Origin of the sequence: Novosphingobium terrae (assembly GCF_017163935.1) — a bacterium.
Lineage (GTDB): Bacteria > Pseudomonadota > Alphaproteobacteria > Sphingomonadales > Sphingomonadaceae > Novosphingobium > Novosphingobium terrae.
This window is the reverse complement of record NZ_JABVZR010000002.1, coordinates 1,083,280-1,101,404: the sequence shown is the minus strand read 5'-3', so window position 1 is coordinate 1,101,404 and position 18,125 is coordinate 1,083,280. Positions and strand designations below refer to the sequence as shown.

At 58.7% G+C, this 18,125-nt stretch carries 10 protein-coding genes; 3 read left to right on the top strand and 7 right to left on the bottom strand.

The annotated features are described in order from the left end of the window. Positions 1–24 precede the first annotated feature (24 nt). From HGK27_RS23150 to HGK27_RS23120, 7 genes are all read right to left on the bottom strand, one after another. Complete coding sequence (locus HGK27_RS23150) at positions 25–1,569, bottom strand: hypothetical protein (RefSeq protein ID WP_206245243.1); 1,545 nt, start codon at positions 1,567–1,569, stop codon at positions 25–27. Next, positions 1,566–3,470: a WavE lipopolysaccharide synthesis family protein gene (locus HGK27_RS23145; RefSeq protein WP_206245242.1), complete on the bottom strand. Its 1,905-nt coding sequence runs from the start codon at positions 3,468–3,470 to the stop codon at positions 1,566–1,568. Before HGK27_RS23145 ends, HGK27_RS23150 begins: the two co-directional genes overlap by 4 nt. Positions 3,471–3,495: 25 nt before the next feature. Further along, complete coding sequence (locus HGK27_RS23140; protein ID WP_206245241.1) at positions 3,496–4,221, bottom strand: glycosyltransferase family 2 protein; 726 nt, start codon at positions 4,219–4,221, stop codon at positions 3,496–3,498. A gap of 1 nt (position 4,222) precedes the next feature. After that, positions 4,223–5,854, bottom strand: coding sequence for a phosphotransferase (locus HGK27_RS23135; RefSeq protein ID WP_206245240.1), 1,632 nt, complete (start codon positions 5,852–5,854; stop codon positions 4,223–4,225). Continuing rightward, positions 5,851–6,231: an HAD family hydrolase gene (locus HGK27_RS23130; protein WP_206245239.1), complete on the bottom strand. Its 381-nt coding sequence runs from the start codon at positions 6,229–6,231 to the stop codon at positions 5,851–5,853. Before HGK27_RS23130 ends, HGK27_RS23135 begins: the two co-directional genes overlap by 4 nt. 93 nt (positions 6,232–6,324) lie before the next feature. Further along, on the bottom strand, positions 6,325–7,014 hold the full coding sequence (locus HGK27_RS23125) for a CDP-alcohol phosphatidyltransferase family protein (RefSeq protein ID WP_206245238.1): 690 nt from the start codon (positions 7,012–7,014) through the stop codon (positions 6,325–6,327). Beyond that, on the bottom strand, positions 7,011–8,342 hold the full coding sequence (locus HGK27_RS23120) for a glycosyltransferase (protein WP_206245237.1): 1,332 nt from the start codon (positions 8,340–8,342) through the stop codon (positions 7,011–7,013). Before HGK27_RS23120 ends, HGK27_RS23125 begins: the two co-directional genes overlap by 4 nt. A gap of 262 nt (positions 8,343–8,604) precedes the next feature. On the opposite strand from HGK27_RS23120, the gene HGK27_RS23115 reads away from it, so the two are divergent. The 3 genes from HGK27_RS23115 to HGK27_RS23105 are packed head-to-tail and all read left to right on the top strand — an operon-like array spanning position 8,605 to position 18,117. Next, positions 8,605–15,960 (top strand): type I polyketide synthase, encoded by a 7,356-nt coding sequence (locus tag HGK27_RS23115; RefSeq protein WP_206245236.1) that lies wholly within the window; start codon positions 8,605–8,607, stop codon positions 15,958–15,960. Continuing rightward, positions 15,953–17,356 (top strand): aminotransferase class I/II-fold pyridoxal phosphate-dependent enzyme, encoded by a 1,404-nt coding sequence (locus HGK27_RS23110; RefSeq protein ID WP_206245235.1) that lies wholly within the window; start codon positions 15,953–15,955, stop codon positions 17,354–17,356. Before HGK27_RS23115 ends, HGK27_RS23110 begins: the two co-directional genes overlap by 8 nt. Further along, positions 17,353–18,117, top strand: coding sequence for an SDR family NAD(P)-dependent oxidoreductase (locus HGK27_RS23105; protein ID WP_206245234.1), 765 nt, complete (start codon positions 17,353–17,355; stop codon positions 18,115–18,117). Before HGK27_RS23110 ends, HGK27_RS23105 begins: the two co-directional genes overlap by 4 nt. The last annotated feature ends 8 nt before the right edge of the window (positions 18,118–18,125 follow it).

The window sequence follows — 18,125 nt, the reverse complement described above, 5'->3', positions numbered from 1 at the left end:
GCCCTCTCAGGCCCGATCAGAAGATCATTTTTTCTGGATCAGAAGATATTCAAAGATACCCTTGAAGCCGGGAAATGCGAAAAGACGGATTTCTACTTCGTTGTGTGCTTCGGTCAGTTCCCAATCGATAGAAATAACTTTGTCGCCTTTGATCTTGATTTGGGCTTCCGCAATTGTAGCATTTGTAGGTGAGGTAACATCGACTAGAACACGGTCGCCCTCAATTTCGTCAAACACAAACTCTGCAGTATATCGTCCGGGCTCCAGTCGGATATAGGGGCCGTAAAGAGCGTGGCAGGCTGCCTGTGGGATGATGACACCCTTCTGACCAACCCGCATAGCGCATTGACTGTGAACATCATTGGTCGTCAGGGAAAAAACGCTAATACCCTGGCGGGACAAATCTTCTGACAGCGATTTTTTCACAATTCCCACAATCCTTTTTTTCGATCTTAAGACATATCCTAACAACTTTTCATCCGACAGCCTGCGGACTTCCCGCCCAAGCAGAACAGGACGCAAGAAAAAGCTCTTTCGAAGGCGGGCGAACTCATCACGAGTTATGCCTAAAATGTCACTTGCTGTTTTTGCTGGCGTGTTATTTTCGCTTTGACGTAGTCGAGGATTATACCTGTCGATCTTTTCTAGGTCAGGTATGTCAAGAACAGACTGAATTGGCTTTCTGCCATCCCGATAGATCTCATAATGCCATTCATCATGGGTATGAATATCAAAATTGCATCTCTTGCATACGATGTAGAGAATGGTTTCGGGTGAGAGGGGGACGTGATCCCGTATCAGGGCTGTCACTGTTTGAAACAGATTCCGCAAGGCTGCGAGATCCTGCCCTTTGATAACCATAATTTGATCGTTGAAATTGGCGGTCCTACCTCCAGGCGAATAGTCACCAGTGATCATGTTCTTATAGTAGAGCGTTGATGCATTACCACGATGCTTTTCGCCATTCGGGCCGAACCCTTCGCCGAAGGGGATGTGCATCTCTTGTCCTGATAAAATACAGGCAATCCTACTATAAATGACTAGATCGGTACGTGTGACAATAATCTTGTCATAAGTATCGAGCTCACCATCGATATGATTAAGAACCATGTCGATGACCCCGCCCATGTTGTAGAACATGGAAATCATGCGAGCCGGATTCAATCCCATCAACCAGTCCTCTTTCGGACGAAGGCTTAAGCTGATATCCTCGAATTGGCTAAACGTCATGTCGTGGAAACTGGCTTTCTTGATGAAAGGCTTATATATTTCCAGAAATTTCTCGGTGTCTGCCTGCTCTGTGTGTTGGAATTTTTCCTTAGGATTCTCTATGAAGAATCCGTCCTTATCCATCAGGCCAACGGTGTAGTTGACGTCAGGATTATCGGTATCACGAGGGCCGAAATAGAAGACATCGCACTCATCGTCGTAAAGCATATGCCGCTTGATCGAGTTAGCCCCGATCTCGAAATTACGCAGCATGCCATAGAATAAAACTGCTGTACGCGCTTTGGGCGACGCTTTTTTAGCGGATAAGCTAGCCTGCTGTGCGGAAGTGTTGTTGCTCATTTGACCTCGATAAGCCCGCGCAGGGTGTGAAAAGTGTGATGAATGTATGAAGAGAGGGCTTGCCTGGCAACCCCAGGAGGTGGGCCGTCAGTAAGTTTGCCGCTTAGCTGTACATCATCCAGAGTGAAATTTGCCCCTTGGTTGACAGTGATACGAAATTCGACCTGATCTTCGTCATTGCTCAGCAGAAACGGCAGTTCGATTGTTCTGGTCGCTAGATCACTTACCTTAATTCCTCGACAGGCAATTCGTCGATGCCTGTCCCCGGCCAGGATTTCAATATAACTGTGGCCTACAGCATTGCCCTGGGGCATGGTGATGCGCAAGGTATAGCTACCCCTTGCGAGGGCCAAGTATGGCCCAAACAACAGACGCCCGCCTGTCCCGCTGGTATGCAGCATCCCCTGAGCACTCGTGCCCACTTGGCTTTGAAAGGGGTGATCGGCGGCGGACAACTGCACGCCGACGGTGTTAGCCTCGCCAGGCTGTCGTCGTTCCACGGTCACACCGCCAAGAGCAATTAGTGGGACGCCCGGAGCTTCAACTACCACTTCGAACAATCGGCCTGTGTCGTGATGGATGTCGAAATCAATCGCGATGGTTTGATCATGCACATCGCATAACGCCACACTTCGTCGAGCGAGCACCTCTGTGCCCCCACCCAGTGTCACCCGTAGATCAAGCAGCCCTTTCCCGTCAAAGCGTCGTAAATCAACTAACGCAGTGAAGGAACCACGCGGTAACGTGTCGTATGGACCGTGAGCAAGCAGCCCAGCGCGACTCATCGTCATAAGCACCCCATGGGCATGTTCGCCCGTTTGGGTACTCAATGCAGTTGCCCGATAATGCCGCGGGAAGGGCGCCAGCGCCGGATTGTCGGCGATTCGGGCTCTTTCCAGTAGCGCCGGTTCACGTGCCGCTGGCGGTAACGTAGCCAGCATTCTCCCATCTTCTGGGGGAATACAATGTAGTCTTTTGAGTGGATTTTCAAAGTCGTTTGCGTATTTATCAAATACGCTTTTTGCTGCAAGCAGGTCACATACGATGAAATTATCACATAGGATATCAATCGACCGCCTAACATCAGTAAGATCATTGTGATAATTTAGCGTCAAGTCGGGAAAATAGTGCCGCAATGCAAAATAAGCGATATGCTGCTCCACGGCTAAGCGGGTCAGCATTCTGCGCTCTTGATAGTTTGAATAGTCGGCGCAAGAATGATGTCTATAATGGATGGCTTGAGCCATGGTCATGAAGGGCACATTCCACAAATCCGCTACGTCTGGCGCCAAGCCAAAATGGAACCAATCGCTGTAGTGGAATGGCATTCGCTCATAGGTGTAGGGATTAAGCGTGTAGAGATATGATATTAGCACTCTTTGCCGCAACGCTGCACATGTGCCCCGCGCCAATTTGTTGCCGTTCAGCCATTGTGTCACGAAATCGGTGTCGGCAAAGATCAGATCATTTCGGATACGCAGAATATGCGTGCCTGTGGCCAACGCCAGTCCGGCCTGCGCGGCAGCAATTTGGAGATTGACGTTGTTGAGGCCAGGCGAATCCGTTTTGATTGGGGGGAGAGGTAGTGCGCCTTCAGCTTGAACAACTTTGTCGCAGGCACCTTTTATCACGCCCAACGCTGCTTCGGCCAGCCCACCATCATTCCGATTGAGCATAAGCCCCTCTGGATTGCCATCGGAACGTGTGCCTCCGATGGTATCCGGTGAAGAAATGGCCATAATGATTTCGGCGTGTGGGAAAAGGTCTCGCCAGTGCTGGCAATAATTGGCGGTTTGGGCGATGTTGCTTGCATTGACACCGCCTTGTACGACAATACTCAGCCGATGGCCGGTGTGTGGCGAAAACAGTTCGGCTGCAGAGGTTGGAGCAAGCGTGGTCATTATCAAACCAAAATAGCTAGATCTATCAGTTTTTCTCAGCCAGCAAGGCTTCATACTCTGCAGGAATGCCACAGAATATCACCTCAGTGGGCTCGATTTTCTGAAAATGAACTGCGCCGCCTTGGGCGATTAGATGATTGTACAAAGGTGCAACAAACAGCTCCTTTGCCGATGGGGCTGCGCGCTCAGCCTTCAGCGCCGCACGGAAATCACCGGCCCTAGCGAAATGATATAAGCCGGTGCAGCACAGGTCAGAAATGGGGCGCTTTTCCGCTACTTCACTGGCGAGATGATCGCCTTCAGGCGCTGGTTTCACATAGGACCAATTCTCGCCACTACCGTGAAACACTTCCAGATAGCCGGCCGAATTGTGGTTCCAGGTGGCCTGAGGGAAGGTGAAGCCCGGGCGGAACGTGTCGATATTAAAAATTGTCAGTGCTGATTCGTCGCCGAAATCGCCGCGATCAAGACCAAGCTGCACCGTTTCGGCCTGACCATCGGTCGGTCCATCCAGTGCGATCACCTGGAAGTCCGCAACGCCAAGCGCTTTGCATCGCTCCGTTACGAAGGCAGGAGTATCCATCACATCGCGCACCACCAGTACGAAGGGGTGTGATGCAAAATAGGTAGAAAAGCTTTCGATGGCATGATCGAACACCGGCTTGCCATGCAAAGGCAGCATATATTTCGGTTGGGTATAGCCCGCTTCAGTGAAACGGCGCGACAGGCCCGCCATGGGGATGATAATCATATCAGGAGCGCTCCTTAAAAAGGCGCAAGGCGTTAGCGATAAAGGCTTGCTGACGATCGGGGCGGTCGGAATGCAGCGGTAGCATGGAGAGGAACAGCCCCGTCATTATCGCCTGGATTTCATCGCAGGCCAGACGTTGCCCCTGAACGGTGATTTCACCAAAGGCATCCTTGAGCCAAAGTCGTCCCGGCGTGTTTTCGAACTCCAGCTTGAAACCGGTCGGAGACTGCCTTTCGCAGTGATACCGGCCGCCAATGATCAGATCATATTGCCCGATTGCAGAATGGGCCAGCTTGGCCATGTCGTAGCGGGAATCACCATAATGGCTGAAAACCCCTTCCTCCGCAAAACCACGGGGATCGATAACACGCACCCGACGTGCACGAGCATTGTAGAAAATATTGCTGAAGCAGAAATCGCCGTGCATGGCTCGCTGCGGCCGAGGGGTTTCCAAGTCAATACGCGCCTGCACCTGCTCCGCGATGGCGAGCAATGAGGGTAGAGGGCTTCCATCCAACGCGGTTGGTGCCTCAATATCGAAACCAGTTTCACGCGCAAATCGCTCCAGCCGTCCGAACATATTGTTGGTCAGCAGGCGCAAGGTGGTGTTGTCCATCGCACCGCTTTCCAGCGAGGCGCATGTCTGTAGGAAATCTGCGCAGGCATTGACCACGCGAGTCCAGCCGGTCCGCCCGATGCTGCCGAACAGATAGAGTTCGGACAGGGTGAGCATGTATTCGTATTCAGTTTCGTAGAAGGGGCCGTCGGGCCCTTCGCCGCTGTCAATGACCCGGCTGCAAAAGGGTAGCAAGGCTGGAGGTGCATCAGCTAGCCAACGGGTTTCGGCGCGAATTTTCTGAGCGTTGGATGCACTCGACTTGCGCACAACATGTTGGCCGATCCGTACATCGTTAAATGCTCGGGCGGTTGATGCCGAGCGGCGGGACTGGAAGAAGGTCTGAATATGGCCGAAGTCCAACCATTGCTCGACCGAGCTGGCTTGGAGCGGACGCTGGCGATTATATTCCTGAAGTCCGGCAATGAAATCACCGTGAGACAGGACAATCGAACGGAGCAAAAGCGAGCATGAAGAGCACGCAAAATATCCGGTGGCAACCAGTCTATCCCCGCCGTTGGCGCCTGCCGAAGCAGTATGGAGCTTGGTAACCAAGCCGTCCTTAACCTCGACATCGGCCCATTGGTAATCATCGCTGCTGCTGGCAACCGCTATGGTATCAATGGCTTCGGGTATGTCGCGGACGAAGGTGTCACCGTGAAGAATCCGGACCGGGTGATCGCTAACGCCGATGTAATTGAACGCATAGACCACCGCCTCACCCAAGGTTAGTCCCTCGGGCATCTGGACGATCTGCACGCCACGATCGCGTAAGCGGCGCAAGTCTTCAATCGGCGGCTGATATTGAGCAGGCAACGCCAGATAAACGCGCTGCCCGGGGCCAATGGCGTCCAGTTGCATTTCATACAAGCGAGAATGGCCGACCGGGATCATCGATGGCGGTAACTGGCCCAGTTCGATGGCCAGTTCCTGACCGACATAGGCGCCCGATAGGATGAGCCACAGAGGTTGATCTGGCTGCTCGGGGGGCATGGCAATGAGTTCTGCGGGGCTCATTGAGGGTCTCCTTCGCCGAGCAGAACTGCAATCTGTTCGCGACTCATGTTAACGAACTCATCGGGCCGGATAGCACGATCATCGACGTAAAAGCCCTCGGTGCCACACCATGGCTTGCCGACATGGATTTCGTCGTAAGGAATATCATGCCGGTTTAGCCATTCTATGATCACAGGAACGGTATGAGCTGTGATTTTGCCAACCGAGTTGTTATGCGTGCGCATGTTGCGTGCAGTTTGAATAACAATCTCGAAACCAGCCTCACGATATTCCCTCAACCGTGCAACAACATCTGCATTGGGGGTTTTTTCGTCATAACCTTTGCCTGGCTCATCGATGGTGATCGTTCCATCCAAATCGATCACTAGTCTCTTCATTAAAAACTCCCGAATGTTCCAGACCAAGGCAACCCTGATGGGCAATGCACCCCTATCGGCTGCTCAAGACAAATCCATGTCACAGAGACGTCACTAACCGCGCGCTTCTTCCGCAGCCAGCCTTTTCAAATGCTCGCGCATTTGCACGATCAACAAAATTAGCAATCCGACGCATGTCAGCACCATGGTCACATCGAGCCAGCTCGCCTCAAAGGGCAGGCCCGGGATCATCCACCGTCCGAACAGCAGAAGGCCGATGTTCATAGCGAAAATGCCAAGCCGCATTTCCGTGGGCCCCAAACCGCCCACCGCAACATGGAATTCGCGATCGACGATGTTGCGCACATAGACCTGTATCGACAACATGAAGAACACTGCCAGAACCAGCAGGGAAAGGTCCATGCGCACTGCTGGGCAAAAGCCGATTCCAAGGGAAATCGTCAGACTGCCGATCGTATCTATCACCTGATCAAGATAAAAGCCGTAACGAGGTCGTTCGATTTTGCGCACACGGGCCAAGGTGCCGTCCAGAGAATCTCCGAACCAATGCAGTACAAGTCCAAAATTTGAGAGCCACAGCCATGCCATGTCCCACCGGCTGAAAATGTAACCGAGCATGACTACAAAGGCGCCAAATACGCCAAAACCGGTCAGTTGATCCGGAGTGACCCATTTGGGTAGGCGGGGAGCAATAGCTAATAGCGCTCGCCGCTCATAGCCAGCTACGAAACTTTCATTAAAGCGCTTGTCGGCGGTTTTGGGCGCGGGGGTCTCAGCTGTCATGACATGATCTCGATATGGGGTGAAGCGGTCATGGAAGCCTGACTCTTGCTTTCGGCGAAATGGTTGAGGAAAGTTGAGATATCCCGGCAATAAGCAGCTTCGCCGACTGCGTGCGGAATTGCGGGCGTGCAACGCAGCTCGCCGGTTTCATGGGCCAGAATTGCGCTTTCCCAAGCATCGTGATCATTAACGGGCAGCAAGCGCGTTGCCTCATCGGCGATTTCCCGATGGGCGGCAATATCTGATGCGATGGTTGGCACGCCCAATGCGTTGCCCTCCAGTACCGACAGCCCAAAACCTTCGGCATGACTGGGGCACAGCATTGCGGCCGCGCCCAGTGTCAGCCGTCCCAGCGCCGGGCTCGACAGACCAGACACATGGTGGATATGGCGCGATAAGGCTGGGTCTGCGGCGATTTCACCTAGAATCATTTCGGCATTTCGCCCCGATGACCCGACGATCACCAGATGCGGCGCGCGGCTCCCTAGGCGCCTTAAGATCCGCCGCCACACTTCAATCAGCAGGCTATGGTTTTTGCGTGGCTCAACCGTCGAGCAGGTCAGGAAATAATGCCGGCCTGCCAAGGCTGGATCGGCAGAACGCGGTTGGCTCAGTGCTTCGGGCAAGGGTAGCCCGCGCACATAGACCGGCACGTCCGCTCGCCCCATTTGCGCCATAGACCCAAGAATGCTTGCTCGCGCATGCTGGGTGGTTGTGATGACCAGATCGGCGCGTTCAACCGCCGTGCGGACCATGCGGGCATGATGCTGTACAGCGGATGGTGACACAAATTGTGGGTATTCCAGCGGAATCGTGTCGTGAAGCATGAAAGCTGCCGTGACATCCGAGCGTCGGGAGAGCCAGCTATGGAAGGCTGGAACAGCCAATCCGATCTGGCCGATGTTCAGATAGATCGAGCCGTGTGGCAGCGCAGCAACAGGCTGGCCAAAAGCGACGCCGGTATGTCGAAGGTGGGCCCACATGCGTCGGGCCTTGCCGGCGGTGGACAATTGCTTGCGCCGCAGTGGTGCGGGATGGTTAACGACTTCGCCTCGCAGTGCTGCAACCAACCCCTCCCAACGCGGATCTTCACCCTCATCGATCCGTTCGGCCCAAATGCGGTGCAGCTGATCTAATCCGCGCCTCACCATGCCGGCGTTGAAGCACCGTATCCCCCAAGGAGTAGGCAGAATGCCGAGGTTGCTGGAATTTCCGTCAGGAAAGAAATGATTGGCCAATGCCACATCCACCCGGTCTATACCGCGCGGCGACAGGCTGAGTGGCCCGAGAAACAGGCGCGTCAGATCATAAGCGATCGCGCGAGACATGATGAACGAATGGCTCCTGAGCGGGCGCAGTCGGGTAAATCTGCGCTTTGATGCCTGCGTCTCTAGCAATGATTGTGCGAAGCACAAGATGAACGAGGGCGTAACGATTTCTTCTCCGAAGATTTACATACAAGCCCTTTAGCTGACCCGAGTGACGGGTTGACGCAACGCAGCATAAGGATATGGAAGGGCTGAAGGGATAGGTATATTGGAAGGACAATATTCCGTTCCCCAGAGCATTTGCCATGAGAGATCGAACTGCGTGACATTTAGGCTTGATACGGCCGTTGATACGGCCATTGTGGGCGCCGCCTGTCGCTTGCCAGGAGCTCCCGACGAAGCAGCGTTTCGCGACGTTCTGAACAACGGTACTTTCACAGTCGGTCAGGTTCCGCCTGGGCGCTGGCATGGCGAGTTGGCCTTCCATCCGGGGCAGAAGGCTGCCGGATCAGCCTATACGTTTGCGGGCGGCTTCCTGCCCACGCCTTATGATTTTGACATTGGCGTCTTCGGTATGTCGCCGCGTGAAGCTGTGCAGGTCGATCCGCAGCAGCGCCTGCTGGCCGAACTGGTATGGGAAGCGCTGGAAAATGCGCGAATCGCGCCCGCATCGATCGCGGGTAAGGAAGTGGGCGTCTACATCGGCGTTTCGGCGCTGGATCACGCAAATCTGTTCGGTGGCGATCCCGGGGCGATCGAAAGCCACTTCATGACCGGCAACACGCTGTCGATCGTGGCGAACCGCATCTCCTATCTCTTCGACCTCAAGGGGCCGAGCTTTATCGTCGACACCGCCTGTTCCTCCTCGCTCGTCGCGGTGGAGCGGGCTCTAGCTGATCTGCGCAGCGGTCGCATCGACACCGCCATCGTCGGCGGCGTGAACATGCTGTTGTCGCCAGCTGCCTTTGTCGGTTTCAGCCGGGCACAGATGCTCTCGCCCACCGGGGCCTGCCGCCCCTTCTCGGCGCATGGCGATGGGTATGTCCGCTCCGAGGGTGGCGTGGTTTTTGTTCTTCAGCGCAGCGATGTGGCCGCACCGGGCTCAATCCGCGCGCTGATCAAGGGCGCCTCGATCAACTCTGACGGTCGCACTTCAGGCATCGCCCTGCCTGGTCTCGGGGGGCAGAGCAGCCTGCTCGAACGTGCCTATGCCGAAGCAGGTGTCTCGCCCGAGGATCTCGCTTTCGTCGAGGCGCATGGTACCGGCACCGCCGCAGGCGATCCGATCGAAGCGACCGCCATTGGCACCGTGTTGGGCAAGCCGCGCAGCAAACCGCTGCCCATGGGCTCGGTGAAATCGAACATCGGCCATCTGGAGCCCGCTTCGGGCGTGGCGGGCATGATGAAGGCGCTGATCGCGCTGGAGCAGCGGAGCTATCCTGCCACGCTGCATCTCGATGCCCTCAGCCCGCATGTCGATTTCGACGCGCTCAATCTCCAGCCCGCCACGAAGGCCGTGCCGCTGGGCGAGGGGCAGCTCTATTGCGGCGTTTCCTCTTTCGGCTTCGGTGGCACCAATGCGCATGTGGTGCTGGCCAGTGCACCGCCAGTTGCGGCTCAGGCGCCTGCCGCCGCCCCAGACGCGCTCGTCCTTTCCAGCCATTGCAAGGAATCGCTGGCAGAACTGGCCACGGCCTATGCCGAACGCCTGGAACAGGGCGTTGCCCCCGAAGCGCTGGCACAGGCGGTGGCCGATGGACGCGCCCTGATGCGTCAGCGCGCAGTGTTGCCGCTGGGCGACGCCACCGAGATGGCCAGCCAGCTTCGCAGTTTTGCTGAAGGCGGCAAGCCCAAGGGCTCGCGTCTGGCTACTGGCACCGCGCTTTCAAGCCCGGCGAAGCTGTGCTTTGCTTATAATGGCAATGGCTCGCAATGGGTGGGCATGGGCCGCGAAGCCTATGGGGCCAACGCCACCTTCCGTCGCGCCTTTGACGAAGCTGACCGTGCCTTTATGGCGCTGGGCCATGAAGGCTTGGCCGAAGCAATTCATGCCGATGATCTGGCCGAAAAGCTGGAACTGGCCGAATGGGCGCAGCCGCTGATCTTCGCCATTCAGGTTGGCATCACTGCGGCGTTGGCCGAAAAGGGTCTGGTCCCTGCCATGGTGCTGGGTCACAGCGTCGGCGAGATCACAGCCGCCTATACCGCTGGGATTCTGACGCTGGAGCAGGCCGCACGCATCCTGATGGCCCGCGCTCACAGCCAGGAAGCGGTGCATGGGGTCGGCACGATGGCCACGCTGGCTGCCAATCGCGGTGCCGTCGCTGATCTGATCGCGAACAGCGGCATCAAGGGTGTTGATATCGCTGCCAGCAATGGCCCCAATTCGGTGACCATCTCGGGTGGGGATGATGCGGTTGCCGCCCTCATGCGTTTTGCACGCAAGAGCCGCGTTGCCGGTCGCCAGCTCGACATCACCTATCCTTATCACTCGGCCCTGCTTGACGGGATCGAGGGTGCATTCGCTGCCGAGCTGGGCGAGATCGTGCCTGCCGCTGGCAGCGTGCCGATGATCTCCACCGTAACCGGCGATCTGCTGGCGGGCGAAGCCTTCGACAGCGTTTATTGGTGGCAGAACATTCGCCATGAAGTGCTGTTCTCGCGGGCGGTGCGCACTGCGGCGGAGCGCGGCGCAAATCTGTTTATCGAGATTGGGCCACGCATGATCCTGTGTTCCGCCATGGCGGGCACAGTCGACACGGCAGGCTTCACGGGTCGTGCTCTGCACAGCCTGAACGACGGAGCAGCCTCGTCGGGTGATCCGATCACCGATATTCTTGCACGCGCCATCGCCAATGGCGTGGAGCCTGAGCGCGTCGGCGGCGGGGTCGATCGCTCGATCGACCTGCCGACCTATCCCTGGCAGCGCAAGACCTATGCCTATACGCCGACCTCGGCAGCGCTCGACGTTCATGGCATTGCGCCACGTCACCCGCTGATCGGTGCGCGGCTGGCACAGGGCGTGCCCGAATGGCGCAATGTCCTCGACCCGCATCTGGTGCCCTATCTCGCCGACCATGTGGTGGGTGGCGAAGTGGTGGTGCCCGCCACGGCGCTGGCGGAAATGACGCTGGCCGTGGCGCGGGACCTATGGCCCGAGGGCGGCGTTTGCGTCGAGGATTTCGACATTCTGCAGCCTCTGGTGCTGGGCGCCGAAGAACAGCGCGAGATTTCCACGCGCTACACCCCAGATCCCGCTACGGTGGAAATCTGGAGCCGTCCGCGTTTTTCGCCGGATGACTGGAACCTGCATGCGCGCGGTCGCATCGGGAAGGCTCCGGCACTGCGCGGCACTGCGCCAGAGATCGCCGAGGTCACCGTGGCCCATGCCGATCCTGCCTCGATCTATCGAAAGGCAGAATTCAGCGACATCGATTACGGCCCTTCCTTCGCCTTGCTCCAGACCCTGCGTCGTCAGGGTGAGGACATCGTCGAGACCACGCTGGATACCCCTTCGGCAGGTACGGGCGCTTATACCAAGCCGCAGGTGCTGCATCCCGCCAGCGTCGATGCGGCGTTCCATGGCCTGTTCGATTTCGTCACCGAGGGTGATGAGACCACCAAGACCTGGCTGCCGATCCGCTTTGAGCGCCTGACCGTCTGGGTCGCGGGTGCACAGGTGCGCGATGTCACCATCGTCGTCGACAAGAGCGGCGAGCAGCTCAAGACTGTGACGCTCTGGATGCGTGATGAGGCCGGGCGTACCGTGGCCCGTCTCGATCGTGCGCTGCTGCGCGCCGTGGCGCGGATCGAGAAGCCCGAACTTCAGGGTGTTTACCACCTGTCTACGCCACCTGCGGGCCTCACCGGCAATCCGCCGCTGGCGCAATTGGCGCGGGGCTGGTTCGAAACGACTGCTTTGCCGGCCAGTTCTGATGGTTGGCTGCTGCTCCATGCCCATATGCGTGCCAGTGCTGTCGAGGCCCTGCGCGCCATGGCGGATCAGGACGGGCGGCTTGATCTGCAAGCCTTGCTCGATCCCCCGGCGCTGGAAGCCAAGGGAGGCCGCAGTCCCGAACAGCGGGGATGGATCGGCGATCTGCTGATTGATCTGATCGACGGCGGTGACGTGGTTCAGGTCGGTGATCAGGTCATTCTGGCCGAAACCGATCATCCGGATTCGGCTGTCATTCTGGCCAGCTGTGCCGCAGAATTTCCTGAAGCGGCTGCCGATCTGGCACTCTCGGCACTGGGTGCGGAGAATCTGCCGGCGATCCTGCGCGGACAAGATGTGGCGCCTCCCCGCGCGCGCACTCTGGCCCGCTATGACAGTGCCTCGCTGCGTTTGGCCCCGGCGGTACAGGCTCTGACCGCTTGCCTTTCGGTCGTGGCGGCACGTATCGGCGCCGACCATCCGCGCCACCTCCATGTGGTGGTCGCGGAACAGGATGGCGAGGCGGTGATGGCCGCCCTGACCGATCCGGTTGCTTCTGGCCTGATGAGCGGAGCGATGGCGGGCCGTCTGCGGCTGTCGATCGCAGCGGCAGACAGTCTGGCGGCCGAGCGCCTGTCGCGCGCCATGCCGGTGGCTGGTCAGTGGGAAATCATTGACTTGTCCAAGCCCGCTGCGGCCAGCGCTGATGTGCTGTTGCTCTGTGCTCCCGCCGAAAGGCGCATGGCGGCTCAAGAGGCCTCGGCGTTGGCGCGCTTGCTCCGTGCAGGTGGCGTCTGGCTGGCCGCGCAGCCTGCGATGGATTCGCTGGTTGCCTTCCAACGCGGTACGGCTCCGGTCGAGGCTCCTCAGGAAGATGGCGTGACTCTGGCGCCGATGCTCAAGGATCTGCCCGAGCTGGGCGGGATCACCACGCTGGGCAGCTTCGATGAAGGGCTGGTCGTCCATATTGGCGAGCGCAAGGCTGAGGCAGAACGCAAGGACCAGTTGGCTTGCATTCCGGTGATGGCTGAAGGGCAACAGGCCTCGCAGACACCGTCCATCGCCGCTGCGCTCACGACAGCAGGCTGGGAGATCGCGGCCGAGGATGCCGCGCCAAGCCACCTGCTGGTGGTTGAGGATGGCTCTGTTGCTGACCTGCCCGCCACAGTGGATGCATTGCGCGCCACACTGTTCGCCGCGCGCGCGATCGAGCCGCGTCCTCGTCTGTGGGTTGCGGCTGTGGCTCATGGCGAGAACGGCTTTGCCCGTGTCGCATCGCTGCGTGCTTTTACCCGCGTGGCCATGAACGAGATGCCCGAGACCGATATTCGCTTTATCGGCATCGGTGGCGATGTGGATCAGGATGCGCTGACACAAGCTCTTGCCGAAATTCTGCGTCATCCCGGCGTGGAGCGCGAATGGCGAATCACACCTCAAGGTGTGACCTCGGCACGACTGCTCTCCGGTCTGCCGCTGACTTCGGAAACGGCGATGGCGGCCATGCGCCTGCATTTCCCTCGCCCGGGCCAGTTGGAGAACTTCCAATGGATTGAAGCGGCGCGACATACGCCGCCTGCAGGCCATATCGAAGTCGAACTGATCGCCACCGGCCTCAATTTCCGCGACGTGATGCTGGCCATGGGCCTGCTGTTCGACGACGTGCTGGATGAAGGGTTGGCCGGCGCGGTCTATGGTCTGGAATGCGCGGGACGCGTGGTTGCACTGGGGCAAGGTGTCACTGGCTTCGCCAAGGGCGATCTGGTGATGGGCTTTGGCCAGAACAGCTTCGCCAGCCATGCCATTGGCCCTCAGGAGGCTTTTGTGCCGCTGCCTGAGGGTGTCTCGCCTGAGGCGGCGGCGGGGCTGCCGGTTGCCTTCTACACCGCCTGGTATTCTCTGGTCGAACTGGCGCGCTTGCGCGAAGGTGAAACCGTGTTGATCCATGGCGGCGCGGGCGGTGTGGGTCTTGCCGCGATCCAGATCGCGCGGGCCATTGGCGCCACGGTGATCGCCACCGTCTCCAGCCCTGACAAGGCAGCGCTGGCGCGGCTGTATGGTGCGGATCATATCTATGACAGCCGCAGCCTCGATTTCGTGGATGAGGTGCGCGATCTGCATGGCGGCGCCGATGTGGTGCTTAACAGCCTGTCCGGTGAGGCGATGCGCGGTTCGATCAAGACGATGCGTTCGCGCGGTCGTTTCATCGAGTTGGGTAAGCGAGACTATGTTGCCAACAGCATGCTGGCACTGCGTCCTTTCCGGCGCAATCTCAGCTATTTCGGCGTGGACGTTGACCAGATTCTGGCGCTTGATCCCGAATTGACCGAGGTTGGACTGAGGGCCATTGCCGAAGGTTTTGCCGATGGCACCTATATGCCGCTACCGGTCACGACCTATCGCGCCGGACAAATCTCTGAAGCCTTCCGCTTGATGCAGTCGGCAGGGCATGTCGGCAAGATTGTGGTCAGCGCGCCTCAACGTGACGGCGTACCATCGCTGCTGGCCGGGCCTTTCAAGCCGGGTGCCGGCGTGCAACTGATCGTTGGCGGCACGCGTGGTTTTGGTCTGGCTACTGCACTGTGGCTGGCAGGCAAGGGTGCCGATAAGATCGTCGTGGCGAGCCGCGCCGGGACCATCGACGCTGCTTCGTTGCCGGTGGTTGAGCGCCTGCGGGCTCAAGGCATGGTCTTTGAGGTCGCCGCGCTGGACGTGACCGACGCCGCTGCAACAAAGGCTTTGGTCAAGACGATCACGGCCAAGCACGGACCGATCGGCGGTGTATGGCATACGGCTGTGACCCTGTCAGACGGCATGCTCGACGGACTGGATCAAGCGACGCTGGCCAAGGTGCTGGCACCCAAGGTGGAGGGGGCAGACAATCTGCACCGCGCCACGCTGGGACAGCCGCTGAAGCATTTCGTGATGTTCTCTTCGGCTTCCGCGTTGATCGGCAATCCGGGCCAGGGCGCCTATGCGGCGGCCAATGGTTGGCTGGAAGGTTTGGCGCGTCGCCGTCGAGCCGAAGGATTGCCCGCCCTTGCTGTGCAATGGGGCGCAATCGCCGACGTCGGTCTGCTGGCCGCGCGTGGCGACACGCTGGAGAGCCTGAGCCGTATCGCGGGCGTTACTGGCATGCAGTCCTCGGATGCTCTGGCACGCCTCGACAAGGTGCTGAGCCTGGTCGAGCGACTGACCGATCCGGTGGTGACGATCTCGGACTTTGCCGAAGCGGGAGCGCTGTTCTCGCTGCCGGTGCCGGCATCACCTGCCTTCGCCCGCCATTTTGCCGTGCGCAGTTCGTCGGTGTCGAACGGTGGGCAGAGCCTGTCCGAGATGATCGCCGGGCTTGATGAAGCAGCGGCGCTCAAGATCGTTGTCACCATGCTGGCGGAGGAAGCGGCGGGGATCATGCGTCTGGCCGTAGCCGATGTGGATCTTGATGCTTCGATCGACTCGCTGGGCATGGATTCGTTGATGGCGCTCGAGTTGCGCATGAGCATCGAGAACCGCTACAAGATCGAACTGCCAATGATGGCCATCAGCGCTGTCGGCAATCTGCGCGAACTGGGCCAGCGCGTGCTGGTGATTGCGCGTGGTTCCGGCGAAGCTGCGGCTCCGACGGGTCTGTCGGACGCCGAAAGCGCGCTGATTGCTATCCATGGCGGCGGCGAAATCACGCAGGAAAGTCTGACGGGCAAGGCCGAAGCAGCCCCCGTCAAGGAAGGAGCATCATCGCGTGGCTGAAGACCATTCGCCCCGCCGTCTAAGCCGTGACATGCGCTCTGCGTTGATCGCGGGGGTGAAGAAGGCCACTAACTCGCCGTCTGGCCTGCTTGGAGGGATTCTGAGCGGTGGGCGCAAAAAGGCGCCCAGCTTTGAGGATCTGCCCGGTTTCGAAGCGATCCGCCTGCAGCAGAGCCTAGCGGGCAAGATCGGCATTCCGGTACCCTTCTATCGCCTGCATGAAGCGCGCGCGGGCACGGAGACGGTGATTGGGGGGCAGCCTGCCGTCAATTTCACCTCCTATGACTATCTCGGGCTGAACGGGCATCCGCGTATCGTGGCTGCCGTGTCCGAGGCTGCGGCGCAATGGGGCACCAGTGTTTCGGCAAGTCGTCTGACTTCAGGCGAGCGCGGTGTGCATCGGCAGTTGGAGGGTGAACTCGCCAGCCTTTACGGGGCCGAAGATGCGCTGCTCTTTGTGTCCGGCCATGCCACCAATGTAACGACCATTGGCACCATGATGGGAGAGGGGGACCTGATCATTCATGACTCTCTGTCGCATAACAGTATCGTGGTCGGGGCACAGCTTTCTGGCGCGCACCGCGTCAACTTCCCGCACAATGACATCGAGGCTCTGGACCGTTTGTTGGGTCAGTTGCGCGGCCAGTTCCGCCACTGCCTGATCGTTACGGAGGGCCTGTTCTCGATGGATGGCGACGGGCCTGATCTTGCCCGCCTGATCGAGGTGAAGAACCGTCATTCGGCCTGGCTGATGGTGGATGAAGCCCATTCGCTGGGTGTGCTGGGCAAAACCGGGCGCGGTTTGTTTGAGCATGCCGGAGTGAATCCCTCCGAAGTCGATATCTGGATGGGCACGCTGTCCAAGACGCTGGTCTCCTGCGGCGGTTATATCGCGGGTCCGCGAGCCCTGATTGATTTTCTGAAATATCGCGCACCTGGCATGGTTTACTCGGTGGGTATTCCGGCCACGGCAACCGTGGCTTCGCTGACGGCGCTGGACCTGATGCTGTCTGAACCGGAGCGTGTGACCTCTTTGCACGCCAGCGGCGGCTATTTCCTCAGCAAAGCGCGCGCCGCGGGCTTGGACGTTGGAGACAGCTGGGGTCTGGCTGTAACGCCGGTGGTGCTCGGCGACAGTCTGCAGACGGTGATGCTGTCGGAACGCCTGATGGAGCGTGGTTATGCTACCGTGCCTGTGCTGCCGCCAGGAGTGCCGGAAAAGGCGGCACGGATTCGCTTCTTTATCTCGTCTGGCCACACGCAGGCGCAGATTGATGGCGTGATCGATACACTTGTCGGAGAGAAGAAGGCCTTGTCGCGCTCGGGCGTGACACTGGCCAGCATCGCAAAAAATACCATTCTTCAGCGCTTGCAAGCGCTGGAAGAAGAGGAATGAGCAACGCCTCAGGCCGTTCGGCGATCGTCACTGGGGCCTCCAGCGGAATCGGCCGGGCCGTAGCGCTCGAACTGGCGAAGGCTGGATGGCGCCTGGGGCTGGTTGGTCGTGATGAAGCTCGACTGGCGGACGTGGCTCGCAGCTGTGGTGGCGACGTGAGCACTGTGGCCTGCGATATGCGTGATACTTCGGCCTTTGCAGGGTTTGTCGAGAGGTTCGGTGGGGTCGATCTCTATGTGTCGAACCATGGGATTCTCGACGGGCGGCGCGATGGGGAGGTCGTAGAATCCGGCGATGTTGCAGGGGATGTGCTGGCGATCAATCTGACCTCAGCGGTTGCTGCGCTGCATGTTGTGCTGCCTGGGATGCAGGCGCGACGTAAGGGACAGATTGCCTTGGTGTCCTCGCTGGCAGGGCTGTCCCCTTTGCCCGATGCACCGGCTTATTCAGCCAGCAAGGCGGGACTCGTTATGTATGGCCTCTCGTTAAGAGAAGCCTTGCAGGGCTCGGGCGTGGGTGTGTCGGTATGTTGCCCGGGTTATGTGGCGACCCCTATGGGCGGCGAGCATCTGGGCAACCGCCCGCATGAGATTACCGATGAAGATGCGGCACGGCGGATCGTGAAGAACGCACTGGCCAACAAGCGGTTGTTCGGGTTCCCGGCACCGCTGTGGCCTATGGCTTTGTTCTCGCTGTTGATCCCGGAGGGGATGCTGCGATTGTTCAATGGTGATCTGCGATTTACGGTGAAGAAGCGGTAGAAAAACGT